Below are 12,754 nucleotides of genomic sequence, written 5' to 3'. Positions count from 1 at the left end.
ATTGTGGACAACCTGGCGGTGACGTTGGCGTTGCACTGATCCGCTCGCGGAAATTCGCACCGGCAGTGACACGACGTGCTGTCTGCCCTTGGACCGGAGGGCGTGTTCATCAATGTCGGCCGCGGAACCGTGGTGGACGAGATGCATTGATCGGCGCCCTCCGGACAGGAACCATTGCGGCGGCCGGTCTCGATGTCATTGCTGATGAGCCCAATGTCTCGGATGACATGCTGGCGCTCGAGAACCTTACGATCCTTCCGCACATCGGATCCGCGTCGATCGCGACGCGCACCACGATGGCCGATCTCCTCACGCGGAACTTGATCGCCTGGTTCCAAAGCGGAGCGGCGATTACGCCCGTGCCCTAGGCTCGGTGGCGGCCAGGGTCCGCGCGCCTCAACCGGCACAGCGGCCAAGGCGTCAACCCAACGCCAGCCATCTCGTCGCCGTGCTTTGGAGCGTGGCGAGAAGCGTTGACAATCGGGAGTAGTCTGCCCATCATATCTTGTTGGACAATTCGCCCATATTGTGGACAATTTCTCTCGTCCAAAGTTTAGGCCGCAATACACGTAATACCGGACTTGTTCGCGTCTGTGAACAATCCGCGCATACTGGTTCCGTGAACCATCCTGGGGAGGAGAACTCAATGAAACTTTTGCTTCTGACTGCGGCATTTGTCGGAGGCCTTCTGGCCGCCACGCCGGCCATGGCCCAGAATGCCCGCCTGGGCTACGTGCCCACGGAAGATCATCCGGTGGGGCAGGCTTCGCGCTACTTCGCGAAGCTGGTAGACGAGAAGACCGGCGGTCGCATCAAGATCGATACGTTCGGCAACGGCGTGCTCGGCAGCGAGCCCGAGATGCAGGCGTCGGTTCAGGCCGGCTTCATCGACATCATGGTCGGCCCGACGCCCAACCTGGTCGGCGTTGTTCCGCAGTTCATGATCTTCGACCTTCCGTTCTTCTACAAGGACTTCGCCGCCGTGGATGCCGTCATGGACGGCGCGGTCGGCGAGCAGCTGTTCTCGCAGCTGAAGAAAAAGACCGGCATAGTCGGGCTGGCGTGGTGGGACAACGGCTTCCGCCACATGACCAACAAGATCCGTCCCATCAACACGGTGGAGGATATGGCAGGGATCAACATCCGCGTCATACCCAACCCGTTGTTCATCGCGACCTGGAAGGCTCTGGGAACCAATCCGACGCCGCTTCCCTGGCCTGAACTCTACAGCGCCCTCGAAAATGGCGCCGTCGATGCCCAGGAGACGCCTTACGCTCTGATCTATACCGCAAGGTTCTATGAGGTGCAGAAATATCTGGCCAAGACGGGCCACGTCTACACGCCGTTCGTTCTTCTCGCGAGCCAGAAATGGTTCGGAAGCCTCTCGGACGAAGACAAGGCGATCGTCATGGACGCCGCGAAGGAATCGGCAGCCTTCCAGCGAAAAGTTTCTCGCAAGTCGGCGGAGGATCTGGAGCAGGAGCTCGTGGCGAAGGGCTTCAAGATTACCCAACCCACGCCCGAAGCCCTCGCAGCCATGCGCGAGCGCGTTGCACCTGTCGTGAAGGAATACAGCGAGAAGATCGGCGCGGATGTGGTCGAGCAGGCACGAGCGGCTATGGCTGCAGTCGCCGGTCAGTAAAGAACATGCCTATGTCGGCGATGCGGTGCAGCCCCGCATCGCCACTTCTCTAAATTCAATCGGATCACGGAGCCTCGTCTGGCGTCGGCCACGTCGGCGCACCGCGACGGGCAGGCCAAAGTCGGCGGAGCGTACGATGGCTCTTGCTCGGTCGAGCGGCCCTGAAGATCGTCAGATGACCCCACGCATGCCCTTGCCCCAAGAGTCATGCGGCACCCAATCGATGGCGGTATCGGGCTAGACCCACACCGCGAGCAACCGCGCCTCACAGTCGCCAGTTCTGGGAGCGGAGCGAGACGCACCGCGCATGGCCTTAGATTTCGCCGCCGATGATGCAAATCGCGTCAGCGCCCCGCGCCGGCAGCATAGTCCGCATCCGCTGCCAATGACGACATTTCAAGCCACGGCAACGTGGATGGACATGCGAAGGTGCGCGGCGTCAGACAGCGATCGGAGCCTTGATCGAGGCGTGGGCAACAACCGGAAATCCTCGTAGCGGAACGCGCTCAGGTTGGTCACCGACTGATTGAGCCACATCGACGGAAGCGGTTCGGCCGGCGCAACGGCCGCTCGCGCCTCGTCAAAATGGTTGTGATAGAGACGGCCTTCGTCCATGTGTGGATGAATTCGCGCGGCCATGCCGACTAAGCTCAAACGACTATGGTGCGGTGCCGGTCTTGGAGGCGGCCGCCCTCCCTCGCTCGAATGATGTCCGCTCTGAAACGAAGGATAAGTTCGCCTGAACGACCGGGATGGGGCGCATTCTCGCCTGACTGCTTTGCGACCGCAGAGGGCCGACAGCGGACTGTCCGCTATCGAGAGGCGTTTGGCTGAAGCGGCCGTTCTAGTTATGACACTTCTGCGACCTTCTTGCCGCGCAATACATGATCCAAGAATCGCTAAGCCTAGGCTTGCATGCATCATTCGCGGCAGGTCGGCCGAGGCATGGAGCCAAGATCACAGGGTGGGCGACAACCGCGTACAGCCCAGCCCCCGGCATACATCTACGAAGCAGCAATCCGTCTGCTGTCGTAGGGCGGTGCGCTGCATTGACGGAAAGTAGTGACAGCTTCGGCGGCTGCGCGAAGAGATCTGCCACCGGGGATCTCGGGCTGTCTCTCCAAAAGCATCACTGAGCGTCACGCGCGCGCCCGCTCGCGCGAGATGCCAAGCGGTGGAAGCACCCACCACACCGCCGTCGACCACGACGACTTGGAGCCCGCGGCTCACCATACCTCGATCGTCCTTCGAAGATTCAACATGCGCATGAACCCGTCTCTCTCGCCGGTCTACCCTCCGGTTCGATTAAAGCCTCACCTGTCCCATATGTCATTTGCAAAAAGTCGGAGTTTCGCGGTGTTTCCCGCTCGACAAACTGCCGCGCAGCTTCCCGATACCGCCTAGCCGACTCTTGAACCGGCGGGTTAGATGAAGCTCCGGCTCCTCAACGGCAGCCATTCGGCCATCGCCTATCTCGGCTATCTCGCCAGCCATGAAACGGTGGCCGATGCCATGGCCGATCCCTATGTCGCAGCGCTCATGGACGATACGACGGTCACGCTCACCCTGCCGGCCGGCGCTGACGTTGCGGGCTACAAGGCCTCGCTCATCGAACGCTTCCGCAACAGGGCGCTGAAGCACCGCACCTGGCAGATCGCCATGGACGGCTCGCAGGGCCAGGCAGACGGACGTGCCCCGGCTAGATTTTGAGGCGAAACTCCCGTGGTGCAAGGCCGGTCGCTTTTCGGAGAGCGCGCGCGAAATTGGCGGGAGAGGAATATCCCATCTCCGCCGAAACGCGGGTGATCGAGCCGTTCGTATGCCGAAGGAGTTCGGTGGCTCGACGAAGCCTTGCTGTGTTCACTAAGCTGCGAAAATCGGTGCCAGCCCGATTCAGTTCACGCTGCAGCGTTCGGACGCTGGTATCCATCGATTGTGCAGCGCTATCGATGGACACGCTGCCAGTGAGAACTTGGGCGCGGATCTGCTCCGTGACAACGTCGAGCACTTCGCGTGGAGCGCCGCCCCGTCGGTCTCGCGCCACATCCTCAATGGTGACGATCGGCCGAGAGGGATGCCTCAGGGCCGCAGACCAATGATGGCGTTCTATGACAACGGTGACTGCGGATGAGTTGAACAGGACCGGACACTGAAAGGCATCTTCGAACAACTCGGTCTGGCGCGGCTTATCGAGATCTAGCTCGATGCGCAGCGGCTTCCAGTCAACAGGCAAATAGGCCCTGAAGACGCTCAGCAGGACGCCAGCCGCCGCACAGGCGATAATATCATAGCCGGTCCGGCCGGCTAAGGCAAAGGCATAGCTATACCGGATCTCGTCACCGACGATTGTGACCGATATTCTGTCATCCGTGCTATGATAGCCCAGCGCGCTAATGCTGTGCTCGATGGCTTCGCCTAGCGTTTCGGCCCCAAGTACATACCGCCCGAAACTCCCATAGTTGGCAACATTCATCACCGGGGCGATCAGGATCCCGAGGTTAGGCTCGCCCGCCGCTCGTGCCGCGGCATTGACGAAGCCAACAACTGCCGCGTGCGGGATGAAACAATTCCGGCCCTCGACAAGCTCGAGATCAAAGCCCACCGCACGATTGGCCTGCCGAAGCGCCCTTTCCCCCATCTCCTGACGCACAAAGGCCGGCATGCCGTGAAGTATGTGGCTGGAGATGACCGGAACCTCTGTCATGCCCACGATACTCCAAAATACTGCCACGGTGGCGCAAAATGAGTGGTATCTAAGTCACTTTGCTGCTTTGCAGTATACGTGTATCGGGGCAAGCGAGTAAACTCGTTTGTGGCTGTGGGCGTAGCTTCGAATGTAGGCGAAGGACATGTCGGCGTGAGCGTCAGGAAGATACCCCTGCTCGTCAGTCGCGTCTTGGGCTTTCGATCCATCTGTGGCTCTTCTGCCGCAGCGAGTGCATCCATGGTCCCGGCGACCAGGCCGGTGTTTCGGGCGCGCGTGAACGTTGTCGCGGCGCGCCTCTCATGGCTTCCGGCCGGACGGGCACTCGTTACGGCCCTGGTGTGGTCGGGAGCAGCCCAGGCACAGGAAGCAACGTCCAGCACCGAGGACCTCGCCAAGGCGGCCCAAAATCCGGTCGCTGATATGATCAGCGTGCCATTTCAGTTCAATACCAATTTTGGTTCTGGTCCCTTCGGTAAGGCACAAGAAATAATCAATATACAGCCAGTTATACCATTCAACATTTCAACAGAATGGAACTTGATAACGCGAACTATCGTACCTGTTATTTCTCAGCCAAAACTCTATCCTGGCGACGAACGGACCTTCGGTCTCGGCGACACAACGGCGACGCTTTTTCTATCGCCTGCACATTCCGGCAAATTTATCTGGGGAATTGGGCCGGCCTTTCTGCTGCCGACAGCCACGGATAAAAACCTCGGATCCGGAAAATGGGGCGCAGGCCCCTCGGCCGTTGGCCTTATCATGGAGGGCCCTTGGGTCTTTGGAGCGCTCATTAACAACATCTGGTCATTTGCCGGGGAGGGCGGTCGCCAGGACGTCAACCAGACGACCTTGCAGCCCTTCGTCAACTACAATTTCAAGGGTGGATGGTATCTTTCGTCCTCTCCGCTCATCACGGCGAACTGGATGGCCGACGACGACAATCGGTGGACGCTGCCGGTCGGCGGAGCTGTTGGTCGGGTCTTCCGGGTCGGCAAGCAACCGATCAATGCGCAGCTCGGCGCTTACTACAACATCATCGCACCCGACGATGTCGGGCCGAAATGGCAGATCCGGGCGCAACTGCAGTTCCTCTTTCCTAAATAGCGAATGGCATCGCCTGACAAAGTCACTACGCATTTGGGCATATCGGTATTTTGGATTGCACGCGCCACTGCGGTCGTTAGCCAGAGACCATGCACCGCCGCAGGCACTCTCAGTGAGGTGGACAGATGACGACGCAATTCAGCCGGGCGGCTGGCGTTGCAATCCTCGGATTGGCCGGCACAATCCTGGCATTGTCTTGCCAAACGGCGAGGGCCGAATGGCCCAGTCTGATTGAGGCGAAGAACATCGCCAATGGCGAAAAGCTCGACGGCAGCAAGGAGAAGTACACGCTGACATTTTCCGCCGGACAGTTGCCGCCGGTCAGCGCGTTCTGGTCTGTGACGATGTATGACGGAAAGACGCAGCTCCTGATCGAGAACCCTATCAATCGCTATCTCATCAACTCCGCAATGCTGCCGAGCATGAAGAAGAATGCCAACGGCTCGCTAACTCTCTACCTTCAGAAAGATTCCCCCGGCGCGGACAAGGAGGCGAACTGGCTGCCGGCACCGGATCGGCCAATCTATTTGTCGTCGCGGATGTATTGGCCGAAGACCGGGCAGCCGTCGGTCCTGCCAGTCGGCAACGGCACTTGGCGACCGCCCGGTGTGAATGTGGCGCGGTGATCATCGCGACCATGCCGTGCGCGGTGCCGGGTGAGGCACCGCAAATCCCGAACTGCGACAAAGGAAGAAAAGCCATGAAACGCTACCTGAAATTGGCCGGCGCTACCGTGGTCGCTGCCCTCACGCTGCCCACCGTCGCTGTCGTCGCGCAGGTGTCGCAGGAGGCCGTTCGATCGCTTGGCGCACCCGACGCGGCACAGACGCGCATCGGCACTCTGGAGTTCAAGGACGGTGCACCAACCGCCGAAACCGCCCGCAAAGTATACGACACGCTGGACTTCACCCGCGCGCTCAACGTCTACAACAATAGCTTCCGGGGAGCGTCCGCACTGGCCATCGCCAAGGGTGTCGAGGAGATCGGCGCCAAGCCTGGAGACGTCGTCATCTTCTCCGAGCTGATGGACTCGAACTCACTGTTCCTGACCGCGAATGCAGACACAGTATACTACTTCACTGGTCTCGACCTGAGTAAAGGCCCGATGGTGATCGAGCAGCCGTCGGGGGCCACAGGCACGATCAACGACATGTGGTTCTCGTGGATCATCGACATTGGCAAGCCAGGGCCCGATCGGGGACTCGGCGGCAAGTACCTGATCGTCGGCCCCGATTATAAAGGGCCGCTGCCGGAAGGCGGCTACTTCATTGCCCGATCGAAGACGAATTTCGCGCTCTATGCATCGCGTGCGAACCTGGTCGACAACGATCCGAAGCCGGCTGTGGAGAACATCAAGCGCAACATGAAGGTCTATCCCTATCAGCCCGGGGCCTTCGGCTCCAGCATCGCCCAGGCCCTCGATGGAACCGTGCGCATCGCCGGCGAACCGAAGGTTCCCGAGACGAAGTTCATCGAAGCTTCGGGGCGTTCGTTCAATACGATCCCGCCCAGTGACTTCGGCTTCTTCGAACTGATCAACGAGAACGTCCAGAACCAGCCCGCCACCAGTTACGACGTGGAACTTGCCGGCCAGCTTGCCGCGATCGGCATCGTGCATGGCAAGCCGTTCAAGCCGGACGATCGGATGAAGAAGATCCTGTCCGAAGCCGCAGCGGTCGGGCAGGCGACGGGTCGGGCGCTCAATTGGCGCTTTGCAATGAAGCATCCAGAGTGGGCCTACTATGAAGGTTCGCATTGGGGCAACATGCTGTGGGAAGGTGGCGCCTTCTTCGAGACGCCTCCGCCCGCGTTCGAGGGCGGCATCTTCAAGCCCTTACCGCCGACGGGCGCTCGCACCCTCGATTCGCGCACGGCCTTCTACTACGGCTACACGCTCGATTCGCCGGGCATGATCATGCGTATCCCCGGTGTGGGCTCGCAGTACCTGATGGGGTTCCTCGATTCCGACGGCAAACCGTTCGATGGTGCCAAGACCTACAAGGTGACCCTGCCGAAGGACGTTCCGGCGGCAGCGTTCTGGTCCTTCACGCTCTATGACAATCAGACGCGCTCGATGTTGCAGACGCCGCAGAAATACCCGCGCGCCGGCAGCCAAGGCTATCCTTCACCCGCAGCGGAGGCGGCCAGCGACGGCACCACAACGGTCTATTTCGGCCCCAACCAGCCCAAAGGTGTAGCTCGCGGCAACTGGATTCAGACCGACCCCAAGAAGGGCTGGTTCACGATTCTGCGCCTCTATAGCCCGCTCCCGTCCTTCTTCGACAAGTCCTGGCGGCCGAGTGAAATCGCTTTGGTGCAGTAAGCCCCACGGCATAGGGCGCGGTATTGGCGTTTCCGCCGAAGTCGTCGAGAGGGCGAACGACCGGCGAAGGACTGGCGGGCGAAGCGTACGGGACGGCCGAGGTCGGCGACTGGCGCAATCACCGACGTCCATCGTCAAATAGACGGGGCCGAGGAAGAACACGCCTAGTACGACCGCGGGGAGATGCTCGACGCACTGCTCGGACTTCGCGCATGCTGGAAGCAAATTGTGGTCGGGCCGAGCGCGATTCGCGAGGTTCATGAGGCGAACGCCGCCGTTGTGGGCTTACGGCCGGCGGCGGCCCTTGAGGAGGATGGTGTGGCAGGACTGTTCCGGACGGTGCTCGTAGCAATGCTCGGTGTTGCGGCGTTCGCACGATTAGGGTCTGCCGCGGACCTGCCCCCATCGCCTCCTACTCAGCCTGCCGCCTTGCCCGGTTGGACATTCCAGGCGACGTTCTACGGCTGGCTCACGGCCCTCGACGGCACCGTCGGCGTCCGCAACCTGCCGCCCGCCAAGGTGGACGCCTCCATCTCCGATGTCCTGGAGAAGCTGGACGGAGCCGTCATGGGGTCCTTCCTCGCCAAGAACGGCGACTGGATGATCCTCACCGATCTCATATGGTCGCAGCTCTCCGACGACGCGACCCTGAACGTCGCCGACAACCCGACCGCAAAATTCAAGCAGCGCCTGCTTATAGCCTCCGCCATTGCAGGCTACCGCCTGCCGCTGGGCAACCCCGACCTCGACCTCAGCGTCACGGCCGGTCTGCGCTATCAGCGCCTCACGCTCGACGCGACACTTACTCCGGGTGCCCTCCCGGCGCTGAGCTTCAGCAATGAGCAAAGAAAAGATTGGATCGACCCGATCGTCGGGCTCGCCCTGCAGTATCGCATGGCCGATCGATGGTTCCTGAATGGGCTCGTGGATATCGGCGGCTTCGGCGTGGGCTCGCAGATCACCTCGCAAGGCTTCGTCTCAGTCGGCTACAAATGGACCGAGAGTCTGTCGACCGCCGTCGGCTACCGGGTGCTCTACACGGACTATGAAGCGAGCGGCAATCACGCGGGCACTTTCCGCTACGACACGACCATGCACGGGCCGTTCGTCAGCATGGCACTCCATTTCTGACGAACTGCCACAGGTCCCCCAGCTTGTACGATCAGCGCGGCTGTCATGGAACAGACGTTCCTCTGCGAGCGCTCGGCGCCCAGCCTCGGGTAAGAACGCTGATTGCACGATCGTTCTAAATCCGCTCGGCAGACGCGGCCGAACGAACGTCCGCTGTCGGGCGAATCCTTTAAGCCCGGGAATGACCATTATGGGGCGCGAAGCGGCCACCCATGGCTCGGTGTCCGCGAGTCTGCTTCGGGTCAAGCGTGTCGGCCCCCAACCCCTGCACATACTGTGGCGTCGGACCGGGGCGAGCGGCCCCGTCACAACCCGAGCCCCCTCTTCCGGCCGAAGCTCCCGGCAATGCCGCCGTCGGTCCGGGCGATCCCGGAGATCTCGCGGCCGAGGTGCCGCTCGAGGGACGGCGACCAGGGAACGAGGGCGAAGCCGAGGCCGTCGTCGATCATGGCGAAGCGGCCCGAGGCGAGGTCGATCCGCCGGCGATAGGTGCCCGCGACCGGCTCGCCTGCCGCGGCGGGCCGATACGGCAGGCCGGTGTCGGCGGACAGTTTTTCGGCCGCGGCGTCGAGCTCGCGTCGGCGGAGCGTGTCGAGGAGATCGCGCGCGAGGACGAGCCGTCGCCCCTGCCGGCGCGCGAGCCCCTCCCCGATCAGATGGTCGGCCCGGGCTTCGATCGCCCGGCGCACCTCGGCGCCGAAGCCGCCCTCGCCGAGCGGGAGAGGCCCGCGGGCGACGAGCTGCCGGTCGAGCCAGGTCGCGCCCGGCGCGATCACCTGATTCTCGAGGCCGAGGTCGGAGCGCACGGCGAGCGCCATGCGGCTGCGGCCCCGGGCATCGTCATAGCGCCGGACCTCGACGATCGCGCCGGGAGCACCGTCGCTCGCCGCGTCGAGGTCCGGCAGGCGGATGTGGTGCGTGCGCCCGTCGATGCCGTCGACCACCGCATAGGCCGTCCCCTTCAGCTCGTCGTCGAGACCGCGGGCGATCAGGCGGCCGACGATCGGCTCGGCGAGGCTCTCGCCGGCGAGCACGAAGCTCGCACCATCGCGCTCGATGTCTCGTTCCGCGAGTCCCTGCTCGATGCGCTTGATGACGTCGTTGCGGATCCCGAGCTCGCGCAAGGTCGGCTCGGCCGTCTCGGCGAGGATCCATCGTCCGGGCCCGACCGGCCGGGCGAGACCGAGCCGTTCGAGCTTGCGCATGCGCCCGATCTCGAGAACGTCCAGTTCGTCCGGTCCCCGCCTCGCCGCCGAAGGGACGGCGACACGCACCAGGCTCGAGGCAAAACGGACGCGCATCGAGCGCGAGCGGCAGCGCACGATCGATCTCGTCATCAGGGGCATCATCGGCGAGGAAGACGCCCGGGACCGGATTGCCGAGCTGAAGGCACAGCGGGCCGAGGTTGATGCGGAGCTCGCGACCCTGGACCAAGCGCCTTCGATGATCAGCCTCCATCCTGCGACCCTGGAACGGTACAGCGAGACCGTCGACCGGTTGGCCAAGGCCGTGATCGAGCACGCTGCGGCCGACGACGACCGCGGTCCGCTGGTTCAGAGCTTCAGAGCCCTGGTTCACAGCGTGACTATCCACCCGAAGGGCCACGAGCAGGGTTCGAGGTCGAGGTGAAGGGCAAGCTCGCCGCCCTGGTTGGCGGAGAGGCGTTCCCCCAGGCCCGCTATAGTGGGGGACGCGTGGTAGCGGAGGAGGGACTCGAACCCCCGACACGCGGATTATGATTCCGCTGCTCTAACCAGCTGAGCTACTCCGCCACGGCGCCGTGCGCGGCTGCGATATAAGGAAGCCATTGCACCCCTGTCAATCAGGAGCTGCACGCAAGGCGCCGGCAAGGCTCGGCCGCGCAAGCACCTCGGACAACGGACATCGGCGTAAGGCCCGAGCGCGCGCCTGCCCTCCGCAGTTCGGCCCTCGGCCGCCGCATGGGACAACGCGAGATCGCAAGCGGTGCATCAGGACTCCACGATCGTCCATGACGGGCAATCATCATTCGCCCTGCCGAGATTGTCTGCTTTGGAAACCGGGGGGCGGTCGCTCGCCCTTTACGCCTGTCGAGGATCGCGGCGATCGCCGACGACAGAATGAGGCCGAGCGGCAGCACGGCATCTACACCGTACTGATAGCGCCAACACCCGTTGAACGGTGCGATGAGCCGGCAAAGTCCTACAGAATCCGGTCATCTTCCTGAGACCGGCCTTCCCCTGGCCTTGCGCCATTGGTCGCGCCGCGACCCACCGCCCGGCAGTTGAATTCGCGTGCTCGACCTGCCATTTCACTGGTCGACCGGTGAGAGCGGCAGATGCGCTCCAGCCGGCCGACGACATAGTGCACGGCTCTTCCGCTCTCCAGTGTGAGCCTCCGCCCAATGGGAGTTCTATCCATGACCACGGCGTATCCCGACGTTCTGCTTTTCATCGATGGCGTGTGGACACATGGAACGGAGGGGCAAAGCCTGGACGTGCTCAACCCGGCAACGGGCGAGGTGCTCGGCACCGTCGCCAAGGCCGAGAAGGCCGATCTCGACCGGGCGCTGGCAGCCGCCGCCCGCGGCTTCGAGACCTGGCGCAAGGTGTCCGGCTTCGAGCGCTCGAAGCTCATGCGCCGCGCGGCGGAGCTGCTGCGCGAGCGCGTCGAGACGATCGCGCGCGTCATGACCCTCGAGCAGGGCAAGCCGCTCGCCGAGGCCAAGGCCGAGCTCATGATGTCGGCCGACGTCATCGACTGGTGCGCCGAGGAAGCGCGCCGCACCTATGGACGCCTCATCCCGGCGCGGATGCCGGGCGTGCAGCAGCTCGCGATCAAGGAGCCCATCGGCCCGGTCGCCGCCTTCACGCCCTGGAACTTCCCCGTTAGCCAGGTGGCGCGCAAGATCGGCGCGGGCCTCGCCGCCGGCTGCTCCTTCGTCATTAAGGCGGCCGAGGACACGCCCGCCTCGCCGGCCGAATTCATCCGCGTCTTCGCCGATGCCGGCCTCGCCCCGGGCGTGCTCAATCTCGTCTATGGCGACCCGGCCGAGATCTCGTCCTATCTCATCCCGCATCCGGTGATCCGCAAGGTGTCCTTCACCGGCTCGGTGCCCGTCGGCAAGCAGCTCGCTGCACTCGCCGGCACGCATATGAAGCGCACGACGATGGAGCTCGGCGGTCATGCGCCGGTCATCGTCATGGACGATGCGGATGTGAAGCAGGCGGCAGCCCTGATGGTCGGAGCGAAATTCCGCAATGCCGGCCAGGTCTGCGTGTCGCCGACGCGCTTTTACCTGCAGGAACGCGTCCATGACGCGTTCCTCGACCAATTCGTCGCCGGTGCCAAGGCCGTGAGGGTCGGCAGCGGCCTCGATCCCGATACCACCATGGGGCCGCTTGTCAGCGAACGCCGGCGGCTTGCGGTCGAGGACCTCATCAACGACGCGGTGCAGAACGGCGCGGAGCTGGCCACCGGCGGCAAGCGCGTGGGCAATACGGGCAATTTCCTGGAGCCCACCGTGCTCACCGGGGTGACGCCCTCCATGCGCATCATGAACGAGGAGCCCTTCGGGCCGGTCGCGCTCGTGACGCGCTTCTCGACCTTCGAGGAGGTGCTGCCGGAGGTGAACCGCCTGCCCTACGGGCTTGCGGGCTATGCCTTCACCCAGTCGAGCGGCCGGATGGCGGCGCTCGCCGATTCCGTCGAAGTCGGCATGCTCACCATCAATCACCTCGGCCTTGCCCTGCCGGAAGTGCCCTTCGGGGGCGTGAAGGAGTCCGGCTACGGCTCGGAGGGCGGCATCGAGGCGATCGAGGCCTATCTCAACACCAAATATGTGACTCAGCTGGGCCGCTGAGCA

At 63.1% G+C, this 12,754-nt stretch carries 9 protein-coding genes, 1 tRNA gene and 4 pseudogenes; 9 read left to right on the top strand and 5 right to left on the bottom strand.

What is annotated here, in order from left to right; genetic code table 11:
• Window positions 1–72 precede the first annotated feature (72 nt).
• Together ACFQU1_RS11150 and ACFQU1_RS11145 are read left to right on the top strand one after the other, a co-directional pair.
• Window positions 73–368: pseudogene (locus tag ACFQU1_RS11150) on the top strand (NAD(P)-dependent oxidoreductase); the annotation flags it as partial.
• A 251-nt stretch (window positions 369–619) separates the two neighbouring features.
• Complete coding sequence (locus tag ACFQU1_RS11145; RefSeq protein WP_378132404.1) at window positions 620–1,642, top strand: TRAP transporter substrate-binding protein; 1,023 nt, start codon at window positions 620–622, stop codon at window positions 1,640–1,642.
• A 396-nt stretch (window positions 1,643–2,038) separates the two neighbouring features.
• On the opposite strand, the gene ACFQU1_RS11140 is transcribed toward ACFQU1_RS11145, so the two are convergent.
• Together ACFQU1_RS11140 and ACFQU1_RS11135 are read right to left on the bottom strand one after the other, a co-directional pair.
• Window positions 2,039–2,257: a hypothetical protein gene (locus tag ACFQU1_RS11140; protein WP_378132402.1), complete on the bottom strand. Its 219-nt coding sequence runs from the start codon at window positions 2,255–2,257 to the stop codon at window positions 2,039–2,041.
• A 342-nt stretch (window positions 2,258–2,599) separates the two neighbouring features.
• Entirely contained in the window at window positions 2,600–2,875 is a 276-nt protein-coding gene (locus ACFQU1_RS11135) for an FAD-dependent oxidoreductase (RefSeq protein ID WP_378132400.1), read from the bottom strand.
• A gap of 195 nt (window positions 2,876–3,070) precedes the next feature.
• Between ACFQU1_RS11135 and ACFQU1_RS11130 the strand changes: the two are divergent.
• Window positions 3,071–3,316: pseudogene (locus tag ACFQU1_RS11130) on the top strand (mannitol dehydrogenase family protein); the annotation flags it as partial.
• A gap of 25 nt (window positions 3,317–3,341) precedes the next feature.
• Here the strand turns inward: ACFQU1_RS11130 and ACFQU1_RS11125 are convergent.
• Complete coding sequence (locus ACFQU1_RS11125) at window positions 3,342–4,346, bottom strand: AraC family transcriptional regulator ligand-binding domain-containing protein (protein WP_378132398.1); 1,005 nt, start codon at window positions 4,344–4,346, stop codon at window positions 3,342–3,344.
• A 240-nt stretch (window positions 4,347–4,586) separates the two neighbouring features.
• Between ACFQU1_RS11125 and ACFQU1_RS11120 the strand changes: the two genes are divergently transcribed.
• The 4 genes and pseudogenes from ACFQU1_RS11120 to ACFQU1_RS11105 all read left to right on the top strand — a co-directional run bounded on the left by ACFQU1_RS11120 (window position 4,587) and on the right by ACFQU1_RS11105 (window position 8,910).
• Window positions 4,587–5,456, top strand: a complete 870-nt coding sequence (locus ACFQU1_RS11120) for a hypothetical protein (RefSeq protein ID WP_378132396.1) — start codon at window positions 4,587–4,589, stop codon at window positions 5,454–5,456.
• A 248-nt stretch (window positions 5,457–5,704) separates the two neighbouring features.
• A pseudogene (locus ACFQU1_RS11115) lies at window positions 5,705–6,082 on the top strand (DUF1214 domain-containing protein); the annotation flags it as partial.
• Between the two features lie 74 nt (window positions 6,083–6,156).
• Window positions 6,157–7,779: a DUF1254 domain-containing protein gene (locus ACFQU1_RS11110; protein ID WP_378132394.1), complete on the top strand. Its 1,623-nt coding sequence runs from the start codon at window positions 6,157–6,159 to the stop codon at window positions 7,777–7,779.
• A gap of 183 nt (window positions 7,780–7,962) precedes the next feature.
• Entirely contained in the window at window positions 7,963–8,910 is a 948-nt protein-coding gene (locus ACFQU1_RS11105) for an autotransporter outer membrane beta-barrel domain-containing protein (protein ID WP_378132392.1), read from the top strand.
• Between the two features lie 305 nt (window positions 8,911–9,215).
• Here ACFQU1_RS11105 and ACFQU1_RS11100 read toward each other — a convergent pair.
• Window positions 9,216–10,160: pseudogene (locus tag ACFQU1_RS11100) on the bottom strand (DUF3363 domain-containing protein); the annotation flags it as partial.
• Here ACFQU1_RS11100 and ACFQU1_RS11095 point away from each other — a divergent pair.
• Window positions 10,114–10,539 (top strand): hypothetical protein, encoded by a 426-nt coding sequence (locus tag ACFQU1_RS11095; protein WP_378134086.1) that lies wholly within the window; start codon window positions 10,114–10,116, stop codon window positions 10,537–10,539. The pseudogene ACFQU1_RS11100 and the gene ACFQU1_RS11095 sit on opposite strands and share 47 nt — an antisense overlap.
• Before the next feature lie 66 nt (window positions 10,540–10,605).
• On the opposite strand, the gene ACFQU1_RS11090 is transcribed toward ACFQU1_RS11095, so the two are convergent.
• Window positions 10,606–10,682, bottom strand: a tRNA-Met gene (locus ACFQU1_RS11090).
• 626 nt (window positions 10,683–11,308) lie between these two features.
• Between ACFQU1_RS11090 and ACFQU1_RS11085 the strand changes: the two genes are divergently transcribed.
• Entirely contained in the window at window positions 11,309–12,751 is a 1,443-nt protein-coding gene (locus tag ACFQU1_RS11085; protein WP_378132390.1) for an NAD-dependent succinate-semialdehyde dehydrogenase, read from the top strand.
• Window positions 12,752–12,754 lie beyond the last annotated feature (3 nt).

The organism is Chelatococcus sp. GCM10030263, assembly GCF_042666455.1.
In the GTDB taxonomy this organism is placed as follows: domain Bacteria; phylum Pseudomonadota; class Alphaproteobacteria; order Rhizobiales; family Beijerinckiaceae; genus Chelatococcus.
This window is presented reverse-complemented; position numbering and strand designations above follow the sequence as displayed.